Genomic DNA, 16,390 nt, shown 5'->3' on the forward strand with positions numbered 1-16,390 from the left:
GGTCCATGAGTGAAGTGACCGCGTGGGAGTACGTGACCGTGCCGTTGTTGACGCACGCCACCAAGCAGATCCTGGATCAGTGGGGCGCCGACGGCTGGGAACTGGTCAGCGTGCTGGCCGGCCCGACCGGTGAGCAGCACGTCGCCTACCTGAAGCGGCCGAAGGGATAGCACCGATGGCAGGTACATGGACCCAGCGTCTGGCCGAGCTCGGTATCGAACTGCCCCCGGTGGTCTCGCCGGTCGCGAGTTACGCACCCGCGGTGCGGACCGGGAACCTCGTCTACACGGCCGGGCAGCTGCCGATCGTGGCCGGTGAGCTCGACGTCGCCGGCAAGGTGCACGAGGGTGCCGAGGGCGTCGTCGACCCGGATCAGGCCAACGCGGCCGCGCGCCAATGCGCCCTGAACGCGCTCGCCGCCGTCGACGGTCTGGTCGGCATCGATTCTGTCGTGCGCATCGTCAAGGTCGTGGGGTTCGTCGCCTCCGCGCACGGATTCACCGGCCAGCCCGGTGTGATCAACGGTGCCTCCGACCTCCTCGGGGAGATCTTCGGCGAGATGGGCGTCCATGCCCGCTCTGCGGTCGGTGTGGCCGAGCTGCCGATGGGCGCGCCCGTGGAGGTCGAGCTCATCGTCGAGGTCGCCTGATCCGGTGACCCGCGGGACGGGAGTTGCCCGCCGATCGGGCGCAGATCTTCGCCGATCGGGTACAGATCTTCGCCGAGCGTGCTGACGTGATCGGGACGACGGGCGTGGTCACCCTCGCGATCGGCGGCGGTGAATCCCTCGGCGAGGTGGAACTGCGCCTCGCGGGCGGCACCGAGAAGTTCCTGGCGGTGGCGTCCGAACCGGTCGGCGTCGACGCGACGGTACTCGTGATCGGGGTCCGGCCCGGCCGGATCGTCGACGTCGAACCCTGGCTGCCGTTGCCGACCTGACGCGATGACGCCAGGCCTGGCCAGGGTGTCGTCTGCCCGAACGACACCCTGGAACCGAGCCGTAGCATGAGCCGTCAGATAGGTGATTCGTGTTCGCGCACCGGTGATGTCGCGGCGCGACCGGCGACTGAGGAGGACCACCATGCTCGGCTACCACGTTCCCGAACCCGATGAGGCGATGCTGATCTCGGGCAAGAAGGCCCAGGACGGCGGCGCGCCGTTCGACGTCGTGGTCGGCCACGGCAAGTGGGTGATGCCGATCCTCCGCAAGGTGCGGTTCCTGTCGATGGCGTTGCACGAGGCCCAGATCCGCGAGGTCTGTGTGACCACCCAGGGCATCCAGCTGAACGTGCGGGCGGTCATCGCGCACAAGGTCGGCAGCGACGTCGCGTCGATCGTCAACTCCGGACAGCGGTTCATCTCGGAGCAGGAGGACGAGATGAACCAGCTCACCGGCCAGGTCTTCTCCGGCCACCTGCGGTCGATCGTCGGGTCGATGACGGTCGAACAGATCATCCGGGAACGTGACACCCTGGCGCGGCAGGTGCTCGAGGCGTCGAAACGGGAGATGGGTTCGATCGGTCTGGTCGTCGACTCGTTCCAGATCCAGTCCATCGATGACATGGATTCGGGGTACATCAACGCGCTCGCGGCACCGAACATCGCGAAGGTGCAGCGGGAGGCGGCGGTCGAACGCGCTCGAGCCGATCAGGAGGCGTCGAAAGCCCAGCAGGAGTCGCTCCGGAACCAGGCCGACTATGAGCGGGAGACGGCGATCAAGCGGGCCCAGATCAAGTCCGAGACCGACAAGGCCGACGCCGAGGCGGCCCAGGCGGGTCCACTGGCCGAGGCCCGGGTCAGCCAGGAGATCACCCGCGAACAGTCGTTGCTGGCTCACGCCCAGGCCGATCTGCGCGAGCAGGAGCTGATCTCCGAGGTGGTGAAGCCGGCGGAGGCCGAGGCCCGTCGTACCCAGATCATCGCGGAGGCAGAGGCGCGTGCCGTCGAGATCCAGTCCGCGGCGGCGGCGAAGCACAATCGGATCGCGCTCGACCAGCAACTCATCGAGCAACTGCCGGCGCTCGTCGGTGAGGTCGCCAAGGGCCTCGGCACGTCGAATCTCACCGTCTTCAACGGAGCAGAAGGTGTGAACGAACTGATGACGGGCATCGTCACGCAAGGAGCGTCGCTGCTGAAGAGTCTGCAGAGCGAGTTCGCGCCCCAGATCGTCGAGGACGTCGATCGGTCGGCGTAGCCACGACCTCGCCGGACTCCGCATCACCGGTGACCTGAAGCACTGCCCTCGGAGACGCTGTGGGTAGTGTCGGATGACATGACCGACAACGGAAGTGACGACACGGGGTCGGCGCCTGCCCAGCCCGCCCATCCCGCTTACGGTGTGGTCCGAGAGGTCACGCCGTTCGCGTCGGTGCTGTTGTGCAACAACCCGGGGAACATGGAGCTCGACGGCACCAACACGTGGATTCTGCGGGCGCCGGGGCATGCGGAGTGCGTGGTGGTCGATCCGGGGCCGCCCAACAAGAAGGGCCACGTCAAGCGCATCGCAGAGCAACCGGGCATCGCGCTCGTGTTGATCTCACACCGCCATTTCGACCACACCGGCGCCATCAAGCGCCTGCGGAAACGCGTCGACGCCCCGGTGCGGGCGCGATCGTCGAAATTCACCCACGGTGCGCCCACCCTCACTGATCGAGAGGTCATCGAGGTGGCGGGCGTCCGGATCACCGTGCTCGACACACCGGGGCACACCGGGGATTCGGTGAGCTTCCTCGTCGAGTGCGACGGACAGCGCGCCCTGCTCACCGGCGACACCATCCTGGGTAGCGGGACCACGGTCATAGATCCGTCCGACGGCACTCTGCGGGACTACCTGAACTCGCTCAACCGGATCATCGTCGAGGGGGAGGACGCCGTCCTGCTCCCCGCGCACGGCCCCGACCATCCCCGGGTCGGCCCGGTGGCGCGCTACTACAAGGCGCACCGCGAAGAACGCATCGACCAGATCGTGGCCGCCCTCGACGAACTCGGGGTGTCGGCCAAGGACGCCAAACCGATGAAGGTGGTCCGGAAGGTCTACGCGGACGTCGATAAGAAGCTGTGGCCCGCCGCCCGGATGTCGGTCAAGGCGCAGCTGGAGTACCTCAGGGACTGAGCCACGTTCACAAACCCGAACGCAGAACTCCCACGAACACTGCCTCGTGTTCGTGGGAGTTCTGTGACGTTCGGGTTCTGCTACCGCGCGCGGCGCGCCAGGCGCTCGGAGTCGGCGATGAGCACGCTCTTGCCCTCGAGGCGCAGCCAGCCGCGCTGCGCGAAGTCGGCCAGCGCCTTGTTGACCGTCTCGCGGGACGCGCCGACGAGCTGCGCGATCTCTTCCTGCGTGAGGTCGTGGGTGACACGCAGCGCGCCACCCTCCTGGGTGCCGAATCGCTGTGCGAGCTGGAGGAGCTGCTTGGCCACGCGTCCCGGCACATCGGTGAAGATGAGGTCCGCCAGGTTGTTGTTGGTCCGGCGGAGGCGGCGGGCGAGCACCCGGAGGAGCTGCTCGGCGATCTCGGGGCGGTCCTTGATCCAGGCGCGCAGGGCGTCGCGATCCATGGAGACCGCGCGGACCTCCGTCACCGTGGTCGCGGACGAGGTCCGGGGCCCGGGGTCGAAGATCGAGAGCTCGCCGAACATGTCCGACGGTCCCATGATCGTCAGCAGGTTCTCGCGACCATCAGGCGAACGACGCCCGACCTTCACCTTGCCGGACAGGATGATGTACAGCCGATCACCGGGCTCGCCCTCGTGGAAGATCACGTGGCCGCGAGGGAAATCGACCGGTTGAAGCTGCTTGGTCAGCGCTGCGACGGCCGAGGGCTCGACACCCTGGAATATGCCAGCCCGCGCCAGTACGTCCTCCACCTAGGAACCTTTCTCGTCCAAATCACACTCGCGTGGCAACTGGTCACCGGCGTTCTCAAACACGTGGATACCGCCCCGCCGACGCGTTGCCCCGTGCAACGCTACTCTCGCCCCAAGCATAAGTGTTGAATGGGTCACGGACCGGACCATTGCGGCGAGTCGGCTTCGTCGGTTATGGGGGTTCTGCCGGTCAGCTGGCGCGCTTCGGCGACGACGACAGCATCGAATCCGACGTCGGCAGGGCTGGTTCACCGATCCCGCGGCGACTGCGGAACTCGTCGAGCGCGGCGGGAAAACCCTCCTTGGCCAGGGTGTCCACGTGTGCGGCGTCGGCCGATTCGAGGAATTCCTCCACGTGGTCGCGGGAAACGGCGAGGCGATCGATCCGACCCTGGACTTTCTCCATCGCCAGCGCGAAAAGCATGAGGACGGCTGGGAACAGCAGCGCCGCGAGTCCTTGCATGGGGACCAGTAAACACAATCGGATCCGTCTCCCGCCAACCAGAGTGGCGGCCTTCACTGACTTGTTACCAATGCGTAGCACCGTCGTGGGATACCCGTTCCCGGCGATGCGCACGGTCTCTGTCGGTCACACGGCGGCGATCTGGCTAACCTGAATCGGTGAGCGCACGTAAGAGGACCGACTCCACGGTGCCGGCACCGCCGGCCCGTCCGCGGCGGAGCGCCGGGGCCGAGACACGCCTCGGGCTCGTGCGGCGCGCCCGTCGGATGAACCGGACCCTCGAGGTCGCGTTCCCGCACGTCTACTGCGAGCTGGACTTCACCACGCCGCTCGAGCTGTCGGTCGCCACCATCCTGTCGGCCCAGTGCACCGACGTCCGGGTCAACATGGTGACCCCCGCGCTGTTCGCGAAGTATCCGACCGCGGTGTCGTACGCGCAGGCCGAACGCACCGAACTCGAGGAGATGATCCGCTCGACCGGCTTTTACCGGAACAAGGCGAACTCGATCATCGGCCTGGGTCAGGCGCTCGTCGAGCGGTTCGACGGCGAGGTCCCGAACACACTGAAAGAGCTGGTCACGCTGCCCGGGTTCGGGCGCAAGACCGCCAACGTCGTACTAGGGAACGCCTTCGGGGTGCCCGGCATCACCGTCGACACCCATTTCGCGCGGCTGGTCGGTCGGTGGGGCTGGACCACCGAATCCGATCCGGTCAAGATCGAGCGTGCGGTCGGTGAGCTGATCGAACGGAAAGAATGGACGGATCTCTCGCATCGGGTGATCTTTCACGGACGACGGGTGTGTCACGCCCGCAAGCCGGCCTGTGGCGTCTGCATCCTGGCCAAGGACTGCCCGGCGGTGGGAACCGGTCCGATGGACAAGACAGAGGCCGCTCGTTTGGTCAAGGGACCCGAGACCGATCACCTGCTCGAGTTGGCGGGGATCGCAGCGCAGTGAATCAGACCCCCACCGACGCGGACTCGGGTGCCGCGGAGTCCGAGCCCGGTCCACCGGAACCGTCGCGACCCCCGGGCGGCCGCTTCCCGGCGTCAGCCCGATGGACCCTGGTCTTCATCGTCGTGATGATCGCCCTGGTCGTGGCGATCTGGCCACGCGGCGGCGGCGACGACACGGCCGGCGGGTCGGACCCGGCGACAGCGACCGGTCCGAAGGCGACCGACGCGCAGGTGGACGAGGGTCAGCTGGCCCAGGCCCGCCGTGATGCCGCGCTCGAACCCTGCCCCCAGACCGGTCTGCCGGTTGGTCCGGCGTCGGTCCTCGCGGGCGTGACCGCGCCGTGTCTGGCGGACGGCAAGCCGTACGACGTCGGGGCGGGCACCGCCGGGAAACCGATGGTCGTGAACATGTGGGCCGTGTGGTGCCTGCCGTGTCGTCGGGAGCTGCCGGAGATGGCCGACTACGCCCAGCGCGCCGGTGACAAGGTGACGGTCCTGGCCGTCCACGCCCAGGAGGGTGCGCAGAATCCGTATCTGGCGTTGCGGTTCCTCGCCGAGAACAACGTCCACCTGCCCGTCGTCCTGGACCCCGACGCCCGCATCGCCGGCGCGCTCAAGGCTCCGCGGGTCTTTCCGTCGACGATCCTGGTGCGCGCCGACGGCACCGTCGCCAAGGTGCTCCCGCAGGTCTTCGACGATCCCGACCAGATCGCCGCCGCGGTCCACCAATACCTGGGGGTGACGACATGACCGATCACGACATGACCGATCACGACATGACCGACCACGACATGACCGATCACGACGAGCAGGTCTCACCGGTCGGGCCGCTGGTGCCGACCGGACAGATCCCGCCGTGGATGCGCGCGGTGACGGGCAATGTCGGTGCCGTGACCGACGCGGTGCTCAATCGAGGCGGAGATCGGACCCGGTGGGCGTCGATGCTCGGCCGGAACCGTCGTGCCGCCGCTGTCCTGGTGCTGATCTCGGGCAGCTGGGACGAGGCGCCCGACCATCCGGGTGGACTGCCGGCCGACGCCGAGATCTTGCTGACCGAACGAGCCGCGACGCTCCGGCAGCACAGTGGACAGGTCGCCTTCCCCGGCGGTGCCATGGATCCCGGCGACGACTACCCGGTGGGCACCGCGCTGCGAGAGGCGAACGAGGAGACCGGTCTGACCGCCGACGGCGTCCACGTGGTGGCGAACCTGCCGTCGTTCCCCGTCCCGGTGTCCGCGTTCGACGTCATCCCCGTCCTCGCGCACTGGCAGCGGCCGGGTGACGTGCAGGTGATGGACACCGCGGAGACGTCGCGGGTCGCCCGGGTCAACCTGCGCTCGTTGCTCGCGCCGGAGAGCCGCTTCCAGGTGCAACGGAAAGTCATGGGGGCAAGTGCCTATCGTGGACCGGCATTCATGGTCGACGGTCTGCTGGTGTGGGGATTCACCGGGGGTCTGATCGCGGCCATCAGCGAGGTGTCGGGATGGGATGTGCCGTGGGACAAGTCGGATGTGCGTCCGCTGGAGGACGCCATCGAGCATGCGGCCGCCGGGAGCGTAGCGAGCGGGGCCAGTGACGCCGGGAGTCCCCAGACGACGGGTTTTTCGGCGGTGTTGCCCGAGGCGATGCGTCAGGCGGTCGGCGATCCCGATCGCGGTGAGGGTGGACATAGGTGAGCGGTTCCGGATGGGTGGACCTCATCGTCGTGGTGATCGCCGTGCTGGCTGCGGCCAGTGGGTACCGTCAGGGCGCGGTGGCCTCGGCACTGGCGTTCCTGGGGGTCATCCTGGGGGCCGTTGCCGGAATCCTGCTTGCGCCGCACATCATCTCGCGGTTCGACGACAGCACCGTGCGGCTGTTGGTCGGCGTGGTGCTGCTGGTCGCGTTGATCATCGTCGGCGAGGTGTCGGGAATGATCCTCGGCCGGGCGGCGCGCAGCGGTATCCGGTCGCGGGGCGTCCGCCGCGTCGACAGCGTGATCGGCTTGGTCCTGCAGGTGATCGCGGTGCTGGTCGCGGCATGGCTGCTGGCGATCCCGTTGAGCAGTTCCACCGAGACCCAGCTCTCGTCCGCGGTCCGCGGCTCCAAGGTCCTCGGCGGAGTCGACGTGTTCGCCCCGCAGTGGCTGCGCGATCTGCCCCGGGACTTCAGTGCGCTGTTGGACAATTCGGGCCTGCCGCAGGTGATCGGACCGTTCGGCCGGACTCCCGTCGTCAACGTCGGTCCGCCCGATCCGTCGGTGGTCCAGCTCCCCGTCGTGAACCAGACGCGTCCAAGTGTCATGAAGATCGAGGGGACCGCGCCCAGTTGTCGGCAGGCCCTCGAGGGCAGTGGTTTCGTGGTGTCGCCCGAACGCGTGATGACCAATGCCCACGTGGTCGCGGGCACACGCCGCCTCACTGTCTCCGCCCCGAGCGGCCAGCAATTGCCTGCGCGGGTGGTGCTCTTCGACAGCAGCAACGACATCGCCGTGCTCGATGTCCCGGGATTGACCGCGCCGCCATTGAAGTTCGCCGACAAGGAGGCGTCACCCGGCGACGACGCGATCGTCCTCGGCTATCCGGAGGCGGGACCGTTCGCGGTGAATCCCGTTCGCGTACGCGAGGTCATCAACCTGTCCGGCCCGGACATCTATCGCACCGGCCGGATTCTGCGCGAGGTCTATACCGTCCGCGGCCAGATCCGTCAGGGCAATTCGGGTGGCCCGATGATCAACTCGGACGGCGAGGTGCTCGGCGTCGTCTTCGGTGCTGCCGAGGACACCACGGACCAGACCGGCTTCGTGTTGACCGCCAAGCAGGTTCAGTCGAACTTCACCGACTCGGAGAACCGGTCGTCGCGGGTCAGTACCGAATCCTGCGTTCACGCCTGAGCGCGTCCCGATCGGCACGAAAGTGTGCCCGATCGACGACATGGGGATGACGGATACGGCTACGCGGGATCGCGCGAGAGCAGCTCGACCAGTCGTTCGTTGACCTGAGCGGGCCGTTCCTGGTGGGCGAAGTGGCCGCTGCCGTCTATCTGCCGGTAATCCATGTGCGCGGACCATCGGTTGCCTGCGGTCATCAGGTGATCCAGGATGTACGGATCCTCCCGGCCGCGCAGTGCGAGCACGGGAATGTGCAGCCGCTGATTCATCAACTCCATGAAGCGCATGCCGTCGGGCCGGAACTGCGACCGGAACGCCCAGCGCTGATACTCCAGGCTGCAATGAGCGACGTACGGGATCTGGATCGCCGACCGGTTCCGCTCGACGGCCTCGGCGAACTCGTCGGTCTGCTGCCAGGCGTCGGCGGCGCGCTCGCGGAAGTACTGCTCGATGTAGTCGCCGTCGCGGCGTGTCAGGTGTCGTTCGCCCTTCCGCGGCAACTGGTTCCGCAGGAATCCGGGGAGGAAGGCCGATCGCTGTGCCCGGTTGCGCAGCACCTCCCGGCGCAGTGCGCGCGGATGCGGTGACGCGATGACGGCGATCCGGTTCACCACCCGGGGATGCAGCGTGGCGGTCGCCCAGCACACCAGGCCACCGTCCGCATGCCCGACCAGCGTGGCCTCGGTGTGTCCCAGGGCGCGTACCAGACCGTTCGTGTCACCGGCCAGCGACCAGCCGTCGTAGCCGCGCGGCGGCTTGTCGGAGTCGCCGTACCCGCGCAGGTCGACGGCGACGGCCCGGTATCCGGCGTCGGTCAGCGCGGCGATCTGATGTCGCCAGCTCCACCAGAACTCACCGAAGCCGTGCAGAAGCAGAACCAGGGGGCGGTCGGCGAGCCATCGGCCGTCCGCCTCGACAGCGTGGAAGCGGACCCCGTTCGCCCGGACGTCGAAGTGATGCCAGTTCCCGGGAACCCGGACGCTCGACGGGTCAGGCGGAACCGCCAACGGTCATCTCCGCCCGGGGTCGTGCGCGCGTGGGATCTCGGGATGTTCGCCCGCTCGTGTCGCGGACGTCGGCGGGATGTCGGCGGGGTGTTTGCCCGGCAGCACCGTCTGCACCTCCCGGACCGATTCGATCGTCTTCTTGGGGCCCCTGACCTTGCGGAAGAGCACATAGCCGACGAACGCCATGATGACGGTGATCAGCACCAGGATCAGGAAGACGATCAGGAATGCCAGCCAGCGGGGCATCCAGTTGTCCAGCAGCTCGGCGAGGAAGAAGAAAAAGAAGAAGCTCGAATAGAGGGCCATCACCCCGGCGACGACCAGCAGGCCGGTGCCGGCGCCCGCCTTCTTCGCCTCCCCGACGAGCTCTGCCTTCGCCAGTGCCACCTCGGACCGGAACAGCGTGGACACATTCGCGGTGGCGTCCTTCACCAGGTTCCCGATACTGGGCTCGCCGTCCCGACCCAGCGTTGGGTCCGACAGCGGGATGGACGGGACCGATCCGGTGCCTTCTGCGGGTTGGCCGTGCTCGTTGCGGCTCACTGCATCCTCCGTATCTCGGTGCTCTGCGCTTATGGTGCCATGCGATGGGCGGTCGGGGCGCGGGCCACCCGGGTCGTCCCGCCGCGAGTCGCGCGACCGGGCCCGCGACCGGCGAGATCACCTCCGGTGCTGTGTCATCTTCGCGACCGCCGCGACCGCCGGATCGTCGTCGTCGACCATCCTGGCGAGGATGGCCACGGCCATGTCGCCAGGCAGCTCCACCAGAGCCTGTGCGAGACGGCTCCGCGCCGCGGGCGGTGTCGCGGCGTCGTCGAGCAGGCGCCCGAGATCGGCCGCGACCTGATCAGCGGTGCCGGAGCTGTGCGCCAGATCGCGGAGCAGGTCGGCGGCGTCGACATCGTTGGTCCCGGCGACCACCATGTCGATGAGCGTCGGCACCACCTCCCGGTCGCCTCGCGCCCCGAGAGCCAGCGCCGCGCGGCTGCGGACGACGATGTCGGGGTCGGTGAGGGCGCCGCGAAGCACGTCGGCCACCAGCGGACCCGCGAGTTCCGCGACGGCCGACACCGCGCGTCGTCGTACCTCCACATCGTCGGATCGCAGGCCCGTCGCCAGCACGGCCGTGCCCGCCGTGTCGCCGGAGGCAGCGAGTGCCCAGGTCAGGGCGCCGGAGACGTTGGGGTCCGCCTCGGCCAGGACGGCGTCGGCGACGGCCTCGGAGGAGAGCTGGTGACCCATTGCCGCGAGCGCGGCCCGATAGCGCACGCCGGCGGAATCCGAACCGAGGTCGTGCATCAAACGCACCGCTCGCAACACGTCGTCCCAATCCGCCGGGGTGGACGCCTCGATGCGCCGGAGCAGGGCCAGCAGCTCCTCCTCACGGGCGAGACGTCGGCGTGAGGAGTCGACGAGTTCGCCGATCAGCGTGGTCGGTCCTGGGGATCCGGGTGCTTCCAGCACCCGCTGCACCTCGGCGAGCGACAAACCGAGTGACCGGAGGCCCTCCACCCGGAACAGTCGCGCGATGTCGTCCGTCGAGTACTCGCGGTACCCGCCGGACGTACGTCCGGCAGGCGCCACGAGGCCGAGCCGGTCGTAGTGCCGCAGCATCCGGGTGCTCACGCCGGATCGCTGCGACACCTCACCGATCAGCATTTGGTGCCCGGCGACGGCGCGTCCTTCAGGGAGAGAGTCCGTCGCGCCTGATCCACGGCGGCCGAGAAATCGCTGTCCGGGTCCTCCATGAGGTGCTCGGTGGCGACGGCATGCTCGCGCACCTCCGGGGTTCGACCCGAACGTGCGGCCGCGAGCAGCGGGACCACCGCGTCGCCGAGAGTGATCAGCGCGCGGCTCAGACTGCGCCGCGTGTCGCGGTCGCCGCGGCCGAGCTCGGTCGCCAATTCCCTTGCGAGAACGTCTCTTTTCTCATAGGGAGCCAGGACAGTCGCGACGCGCCAGGCGCTGCGTGCGACGTCGTCGTCGGGATCGTGGAGAAGCCCGGACGGAACCTTCGCCCAGACGGTGTGGTCGCCGATCTTCGACAACGTGTGCAACGCCTGACTGCGGGCCTGCGCTGTGGGTGAGGTGAGCTCGCGTAGCAGCCGTGCGATGGTGACGCCGGCTGCGCAGCGGGTGAGAGCCCACGTCAGCATGTCGCGCACGAAGAAGTCGGGTTCGACAGCACAGCGATCCACGAGTACGTCGACCAGCGCATCATCCGGGTGAGTCCCGGCGGCCAGCGCTGCCTGCAGCCGTGTCGACGACTGCGGATCCGCCAGCGCCTCGATCAGGCGGGCCTGCCGATTGTCACGAATCGCGTTGTTCATCGCGATCACCTCCTCGACACCAGTCAAGACCTTGTCACCGTGTCAAGGTCAAGGAGGATTTCGTCTCCGCCCCGGCCGGGTCGGTCGTGGGTCGGGGCGGAGACGGCGTTGCTCAGGACTTGCGGGCGCGGATGGCCTCGAAGACCGACGGGTCCACCAGGGTGGAGGTGTCACCGAGGTCGCGGCCCTCGGCGACGTCCTTGAGGAGGCGCCGCATGATCTTGCCGGAGCGGGTCTTGGGCAGTTCGGGCACTACGTTGATCTCGCGGGGTTTGGCGATGGGCGAGATCTCGACGGCGACCTGGTCGCGCAGTTCCTTGACGAGTTGGTCGCCGGTGTTCTCGACGCCCTCACGCAGGATGACGAAGGCGACGATGCCCTGACCGGTGGTCTCGTCGGCGGCGCCGATGACCGCGGCCTCGGCGACCCCGGAGTGTCCGACCAGGGCGCTCTCCACCTCGGCGGTGGAGATGCGGTGCCCGGAGATGTTCATGACATCGTCGACGCGGCCGAGGACCCACAATGCGTGGTCGTCGTCGTAGCGGGCGCCGTCGCCGGCGAAGTACCAGCCCTGCTCGGCGAAGCGTGACCAGTAGGTCTCCCGGAACCGTTCCTCGTCGCCCCAGATACCGCGCAACATCGACGGCCACGGCTGGTCGAGGACGAGATAGCCCTGCTCCCCGGCGCCGACGGGCTTGCCCTGGTCGTCGACGATGTTCGCCGAGATGCCGGGCAGCGGTGCCATCGCAGAGCCGGGCTTGGTGGTGGTCACTCCGGGTAGCGGGGAGATCATGATGGCGCCGGTCTCGGTCTGCCACCAGGTGTCGACGATGGGCGCCTTGTCGCCGCCGATGACCTCGCGGTACCACTTCCATGCCTCGGGGTTGATCGGTTCGCCGACGGAGCCGAGCAGCCGCACCGAGCTCAGGTCGTGGGCGTCGGGGATCTCGCGACCCCACTTCATGAAGGTGCGGACCAGCGTCGGCGCGATGTAATAGATGGTGACGCCGTACTTTTCGATGATCTCGAAATGACGATGCTCGTTGGGGGAGTTGGGGGTGCCCTCGTAGACCACCTCGGTCGCACCGTTGCTCAGTGGTCCGTAGACGAGGTAGGAGTGTCCGGTCACCCAGCCGATGTCGGCGCCACACCAGAAGACGTCGCGGCCTTCCTTGTGGTCGAACACGTAGTGGAAGGTGTACGACGCCTGGGTGAGGTAGCCGCCGGAGGAGTGCACGATGCCCTTGGGCTTGCCGGTGGTGCCCGAGGTGTAGAGCAGGAACAGTGGGTGTTCGGCGTCGAAGGCCTCGGGCTCGTGCGTCGTCGACTGTTCGTCGACGGTGTCGTCCCACCACACGTCGCGCCCCTCGACCCACGGCAGATCGGGATCGTCGTTGGTGCGGCGCACCACCAGGACCTTCTCCACCGACTTCGCGGCGTCGTCGCCGGTGCCGAGCGCTTCGTCGACGGCGGTCTTGAGGGGGGCGGGCTTGCCGCGACGGTACTGTCCGTCGGTGGTGATGACGAGCTTGGCTTCGGCGTCGTCGACGCGCGAACGCAGTGCGCCCGAGGAGAACCCGGCGAACACCACCGAATGCGTCAACCCGAGCCGGGCGCAGGCGAGCATCGAGACGATGGCCTCGGGGACCATCGGCATGTAGATCGCGACGCGGTCGCCTGCGACCAGTCCGATCGAGGCGAAGTAGTTGGCGGCTTTGGACACCTCGTCCTGCAGCTGGGCGTAGGTGAGGTCGCGGGTGTCGCCGGGCTCGCCGACCCAATGGATCGCGACCCGATCGCCCTTGCCCGCGGCGACGTGTCGGTCGACGCAGTTGTAGGCCACGTTGAGCCGGCCGCCGACGAACCACTTGGCGAACGGTGCGTCCGTCCAGTCCAGGATCTGGTCGAAATCGGTGACCCAGTCCAGCCGGCGGGCCTGCTCGGCCCAGAACTCCAGACGATCCGCGTCGGCCCGGTCGTAGAGCTCCGCCCCGGCATTGGCCTGCGCGACGAAGTCCTCCGACGGCGGATATCCCTGGGCGGACGAAGTGGTGGCGGGAGTCATCGGTGAGGCGACCTTTCACTGTCGAGGAGACGATGTGGATGCGTGCTGTGGTGTGTGCATGCTGGGTGCCCGCACACTGGCGTGACGTGCACTCATACTGGTTACTCATTGTGAGGGTAGTCACGTTGGAAGCTCGTTGCAGGTGCCGTCGGCCGGGCCCCGGAGTTCCGCGACGAATGGTCCCATGGACACGACGAGTGGTGCACGACGCCGATCGTCGTCACCGGGCGGACGGCGGCCGACCCCTCATCACTATCGTGGGAAGGCGTGACCTCTGATCCGCTCGCGCCGCTGCTCGATCTGCCCGGTGTGCGCGACGCCGCCGACCGTGCACGCGACGCCCTGAGCGCGGTACATCGTCATCCGGCGAACCTCCGCGGATGGGACAAGACCGCGACCGAGGCGTCCTGGCGGGCCGGCCGATCCTCGGCGGCGATCGACGGTGGCAGCGTGGAACTGCGTCGCGACGGCGACTTCGACGATCCGCTGCTGGCCGGCGCGATGCGCGTGGCCCAGGCCCTCGACGGCGATGCCCTCGATCAGCTCACCGGGGTCTTCCGTCGGGCTCCTGCGCAGGCATTCGCGCGGCTGCACATGCTCGCCGCCGCCGATCTCGTCGCCGACCCCGACGAGCTGGGCCGCCCGAGCGCGCAGGCCGGAGTCGCCGGACGCCTCGATCTGCTCGGCCAGCTGGTCACCGGCGCCACGTCGGTCCCGGCGCCGGTGCTCGCTGCCGTGGTCCACGGCGAATTGCTCGGAGTCGGCGCGTTCCCCACCGCGAACGGAGTGGTGGCGCGGGCGGCCTCGCGGTTGGTGTGCACGTCGTCGGGCCTGGATCCGCACAACCTCGGCGTCCCGGAGGTGACGTGGCTGCGTCGCCTCGACGACTACCGCTCGTTGTCGGCGAGGTTCGCCGACGGTGACCCGACAGGTGTGGGCGCCTGGATCGTGCTGTGCTGCGAAGCGCTCGAGGCCGGTGCCGGCGAGGCCCGCTCGATCGCCGACGCGGCGCGCGCAGGCTAGCTCTGCCGTCCCGTTCCCTGAGGTGCGAGCGCGCCCGTGTCCGTCCCGTTCCCTGAGGTGCGAGCGTAGCGAGCCTCGAAGGGTATCCCCCGCACGAAAACAGAAGCGGCAAGCGAACTCTCAGTCCCGCACGACACCTGGACAATACAATGCGGGCGGCCGCTCGGCCGGATGAAACCGGCCGGGTTGCCGCCCGCATAGCACGGACTCAAGTTACCAAGCGTGCTCGGTGGGTTGTGTGAATCGCCTCGGCGAGGGACCGCGGTACTGGTCGGTACGCCCCGATGTGAACCATTTACGAATGACGGTGCCGTGCAATCGAATCGAGCTTCATCGGATCGATTCGTTCCGTCTCACAGACCAGTTGGTCCGTTCCGATCGGATCGATTCGTCCGGCCCGACGGGGAACTCCTCATGTTCCCGCATACGGCCCGTTGATGGCCATCGGCTTGCCCTTGCCAGCCTACGATGTCGCAGGCGCACAACGCTTTTGCCTTATTGCGGCGTGCTCCGCGTGGGTGCTTGCCGCCCGTGCTGGGAAGCGCTCGGCGTGGGGGTCCGCTCCTTCTCTTCCGGATCGGACTTTGCCTTCCGAGATTCCGTAACACCTTTTGTACACCGTGACCGCGGTCACATCAAGGGCCTTTCGCACCAACATTCGGTGGTGTTCGTAGGAGTCTCAGGTGCGACGTGGGCGATGCCGCCGATGCAGGAACGAGTGCATTCCGACGCCGCTGACGGCCGCCACGCCGGCGCCGATCGCCAGGGCGGCGGCCGCCCGCGACGACGGCGTGGGGATCCGTCTGCGGAGCGGCACCGGGCGATTGAAGCCCAGCACCGGCCAGCCTCGATCGGCTGCCTGCTTGCGGAGTTGCCGATCCGGATTCACCGCGACGGGGTGGCCGACCGCGGTGAGCATGGGTAGGTCGGTGATGGAGTCGGAGTACGCGTGACACTCGGCGAGGTCGTAGCCACGGGCCTCGGCGAGGGTGGCCATCGCGGCCGCCTTGTGCTCTCCGTAGCAATAGAACTCGAGCTCGCCCGTGTAGTGACCGTCGACGACCTTCATCTCGCTGGCCTCCACGTGGTCGACCCCGAGGAGATCGCCGATCGGCTCGACCATATCGCGACCGGAGGCCGAGATCAGGACGACGTCGTGTCCGCGCGCTTGATGGCCGGCGATCAGTTCGGCGGCCTCGGCGAAGATCAACGGATTCACGATGTCGTGGAGGGTCTCGTTGACGATCGCCCGCACCTGCTCCACGTCCCACCCGCGGCACATGTCGGTCACGTGCCGACGCAGGTTCTCCACCTGATCGTGGTCGGCCGCCGTCACGAGGAACAGGAACTGGGCATAGCTCGACTTCAGCACCGACCGCCGATTGATCAGTCCCTCGTCGAAGAACGGTCGAGAGAATGCGAGCGCGCTCGACTTCGCGATGACCGTCTTGTCGAGATCGAAGAAGGCCGCGACGCGGCGTCGGTCGTTCAGACGTGGTACCGAAGGTGGCGACCCGGTCGCCTTCGGTGAGGTGTCCGTCACCCAGTCAGAGTACGGTCTGACACGCCGTCGGCGATAGCCCCGATGCAACGTCATTGCATCGTGAATGCGCAGGCAGCGATATAAAAATGTGACCTCGGATCGATCTTTGTTGTGGTTGCAATCAACGAAATCTCGTGTGTATAGTCGGCCGTAACCGGTTAATACCGGTGCCTTTCAGCCCGACCCCCCGGGGCTGAAACGCGATGACCCCGGCCTCCTCCCCCCCTGGCCGGGGTCGTCCTCTGTCTGGGGTCGGTTTCACCTCGGC

At 67.8% G+C, this 16,390-nt stretch carries 18 protein-coding genes; 10 read left to right on the forward strand and 8 right to left on the reverse strand.

Translation table 11 applies throughout. The features are described from left to right. Positions 1-5 precede the first annotated feature (5 nt). From ACLQ3I_RS06600 to ACLQ3I_RS06620, 5 genes are all read left to right on the forward strand, one after another. Positions 6-170 carry a DUF4177 domain-containing protein gene (locus ACLQ3I_RS06600; protein ID WP_161061438.1) on the forward strand — a complete coding sequence of 55 codons (165 nt, stop codon included), beginning with the start codon at positions 6-8 and terminating at the stop codon, positions 168-170. Positions 171-175: 5 nt separating this feature from the next. Then, positions 176-649: a RidA family protein gene (locus ACLQ3I_RS06605; protein ID WP_425792125.1), complete on the forward strand. Its 474-nt coding sequence runs from the start codon at positions 176-178 to the stop codon at positions 647-649. An 86-nt stretch (positions 650-735) separates the two neighbouring features. Beyond that, complete coding sequence (locus ACLQ3I_RS06610) at positions 736-939, forward strand: hypothetical protein (protein WP_425792800.1); 204 nt, start codon at positions 736-738, stop codon at positions 937-939. Positions 940-1,081: 142 nt separating this feature from the next. Continuing rightward, positions 1,082-2,194: an SPFH domain-containing protein gene (locus ACLQ3I_RS06615; RefSeq protein WP_425800777.1), complete on the forward strand. Its 1,113-nt coding sequence runs from the start codon at positions 1,082-1,084 to the stop codon at positions 2,192-2,194. Between the two features lie 78 nt (positions 2,195-2,272). After that, a complete protein-coding gene (locus tag ACLQ3I_RS06620; RefSeq protein WP_425792127.1) occupies positions 2,273-3,112 on the forward strand; it encodes an MBL fold metallo-hydrolase in 840 nt (279 codons plus the stop codon). A gap of 80 nt (positions 3,113-3,192) precedes the next feature. Here ACLQ3I_RS06620 and ACLQ3I_RS06625 read toward each other — a convergent pair whose 3' ends face one another. Together ACLQ3I_RS06625 and ACLQ3I_RS06630 are read right to left on the reverse strand one after the other, a co-directional pair. Beyond that, positions 3,193-3,867, reverse strand: a complete 675-nt coding sequence (locus tag ACLQ3I_RS06625; RefSeq protein WP_006330855.1) for a Crp/Fnr family transcriptional regulator — start codon at positions 3,865-3,867, stop codon at positions 3,193-3,195. 190 nt (positions 3,868-4,057) lie between these two features. After that, positions 4,058-4,330 (reverse strand): hypothetical protein, encoded by a 273-nt coding sequence (locus tag ACLQ3I_RS06630; protein ID WP_425792128.1) that lies wholly within the window; start codon positions 4,328-4,330, stop codon positions 4,058-4,060. A gap of 158 nt (positions 4,331-4,488) precedes the next feature. On the opposite strand from ACLQ3I_RS06630, the gene nth reads away from it, so the two are divergent. The 4 genes from nth to ACLQ3I_RS06650 are packed head-to-tail and all read left to right on the forward strand — an operon-like array spanning position 4,489 to position 8,157. Next, positions 4,489-5,286 (forward strand): endonuclease III, encoded by a 798-nt coding sequence (gene nth / locus ACLQ3I_RS06635; protein ID WP_425800779.1) that lies wholly within the window; start codon positions 4,489-4,491, stop codon positions 5,284-5,286. Beyond that, positions 5,283-6,035 carry a TlpA disulfide reductase family protein gene (locus ACLQ3I_RS06640; protein WP_425800781.1) on the forward strand — a complete coding sequence of 251 codons (753 nt, stop codon included), beginning with the start codon at positions 5,283-5,285 and terminating at the stop codon, positions 6,033-6,035. The genes nth and ACLQ3I_RS06640 overlap by 4 nt, the downstream gene beginning before the upstream one ends. Positions 6,036-6,076: 41 nt before the next feature. Further along, positions 6,077-6,961 (forward strand): NUDIX hydrolase, encoded by an 885-nt coding sequence (locus ACLQ3I_RS06645; RefSeq protein WP_425801868.1) that lies wholly within the window; start codon positions 6,077-6,079, stop codon positions 6,959-6,961. Next, complete coding sequence (locus ACLQ3I_RS06650) at positions 6,958-8,157, forward strand: MarP family serine protease (RefSeq protein WP_425800783.1); 1,200 nt, start codon at positions 6,958-6,960, stop codon at positions 8,155-8,157. Before ACLQ3I_RS06645 ends, ACLQ3I_RS06650 begins: the two co-directional genes overlap by 4 nt. Before the next feature lie 59 nt (positions 8,158-8,216). Here ACLQ3I_RS06650 and ACLQ3I_RS06655 read toward each other — a convergent pair whose 3' ends face one another. From ACLQ3I_RS06655 to acs, 5 genes are all read right to left on the reverse strand, one after another. Continuing rightward, positions 8,217-9,161, reverse strand: coding sequence for an alpha/beta fold hydrolase (locus ACLQ3I_RS06655; RefSeq protein ID WP_425792132.1), 945 nt, complete (start codon positions 9,159-9,161; stop codon positions 8,217-8,219). A 3-nt stretch (positions 9,162-9,164) separates the two neighbouring features. After that, positions 9,165-9,704: a phage holin family protein gene (locus tag ACLQ3I_RS06660; RefSeq protein ID WP_425800785.1), complete on the reverse strand. Its 540-nt coding sequence runs from the start codon at positions 9,702-9,704 to the stop codon at positions 9,165-9,167. Positions 9,705-9,821: 117 nt separating this feature from the next. Then, on the reverse strand, positions 9,822-10,820 hold the full coding sequence (locus ACLQ3I_RS06665) for a MerR family transcriptional regulator (protein ID WP_425792134.1): 999 nt from the start codon (positions 10,818-10,820) through the stop codon (positions 9,822-9,824). Then, positions 10,814-11,491: a HEAT repeat domain-containing protein gene (locus ACLQ3I_RS06670; protein WP_425800787.1), complete on the reverse strand. Its 678-nt coding sequence runs from the start codon at positions 11,489-11,491 to the stop codon at positions 10,814-10,816. The genes ACLQ3I_RS06665 and ACLQ3I_RS06670 overlap by 7 nt, the downstream gene beginning before the upstream one ends. A 112-nt stretch (positions 11,492-11,603) precedes the next feature. Next, complete coding sequence (acs, locus tag ACLQ3I_RS06675; protein ID WP_425792136.1) at positions 11,604-13,556, reverse strand: acetate--CoA ligase; 1,953 nt, start codon at positions 13,554-13,556, stop codon at positions 11,604-11,606. A 267-nt stretch (positions 13,557-13,823) separates the two neighbouring features. Here acs and ACLQ3I_RS06680 point away from each other — a divergent pair, with 267 nt between their 5' ends. Further along, the gene (locus tag ACLQ3I_RS06680; RefSeq protein ID WP_425792137.1) at positions 13,824-14,579 is read left to right on the forward strand and encodes an oxidoreductase; all 756 of its coding nucleotides are present in this window, start codon (positions 13,824-13,826) and stop codon (positions 14,577-14,579) included. Between the two features lie 679 nt (positions 14,580-15,258). Here the strand turns inward: ACLQ3I_RS06680 and ACLQ3I_RS06685 are convergent. Beyond that, the gene (locus tag ACLQ3I_RS06685) at positions 15,259-16,176 is read right to left on the reverse strand and encodes an HAD family hydrolase (RefSeq protein WP_425800789.1); all 918 of its coding nucleotides are present in this window, start codon (positions 16,174-16,176) and stop codon (positions 15,259-15,261) included. Positions 16,177-16,390: the final 214 nt, after the last annotated feature.

Source organism: Gordonia sp. DT101 (genome assembly GCF_049844895.1).
GTDB lineage: Bacteria > Actinomycetota > Actinomycetes > Mycobacteriales > Mycobacteriaceae > Gordonia.

What these genes read in the sequence shown, in the direction of transcription:
- ACLQ3I_RS06670 (WP_425800787.1), bottom strand. Translation starts at nt 11,491, where the DNA reads ATGAACAACGCGATTCGTGACAATCGGCAGGCCCGCCTGATCGAGGCG.
- ACLQ3I_RS06630 (WP_425792128.1), bottom strand. Translation starts at nt 4,330, where the DNA reads ATGCAAGGACTCGCGGCGCTGCTGTTCCCAGCCGTCCTCATGCTTTTC.
- ACLQ3I_RS06615 (WP_425800777.1), top strand. Translation starts at nt 1,082, where the DNA reads ATGCTCGGCTACCACGTTCCCGAACCCGATGAGGCGATGCTGATCTCG.
- ACLQ3I_RS06620 (WP_425792127.1), top strand. Translation starts at nt 2,273, where the DNA reads ATGACCGACAACGGAAGTGACGACACGGGGTCGGCGCCTGCCCAGCCC.
- ACLQ3I_RS06645 (WP_425801868.1), top strand. Translation starts at nt 6,077, where the DNA reads ATGACCGATCACGACGAGCAGGTCTCACCGGTCGGGCCGCTGGTGCCG.
- ACLQ3I_RS06600 (WP_161061438.1), top strand. Translation starts at nt 6, where the DNA reads ATGAGTGAAGTGACCGCGTGGGAGTACGTGACCGTGCCGTTGTTGACG.
- ACLQ3I_RS06685 (WP_425800789.1), bottom strand. Translation starts at nt 16,176, where the DNA reads ATGACGTTGCATCGGGGCTATCGCCGACGGCGTGTCAGACCGTACTCT.
- acs (WP_425792136.1), bottom strand. Translation starts at nt 13,556, where the DNA reads ATGACTCCCGCCACCACTTCGTCCGCCCAGGGATATCCGCCGTCGGAG.
- ACLQ3I_RS06665 (WP_425792134.1), bottom strand. Translation starts at nt 10,820, where the DNA reads ATGCTGATCGGTGAGGTGTCGCAGCGATCCGGCGTGAGCACCCGGATG.
- ACLQ3I_RS06605 (WP_425792125.1), top strand. Translation starts at nt 176, where the DNA reads ATGGCAGGTACATGGACCCAGCGTCTGGCCGAGCTCGGTATCGAACTG.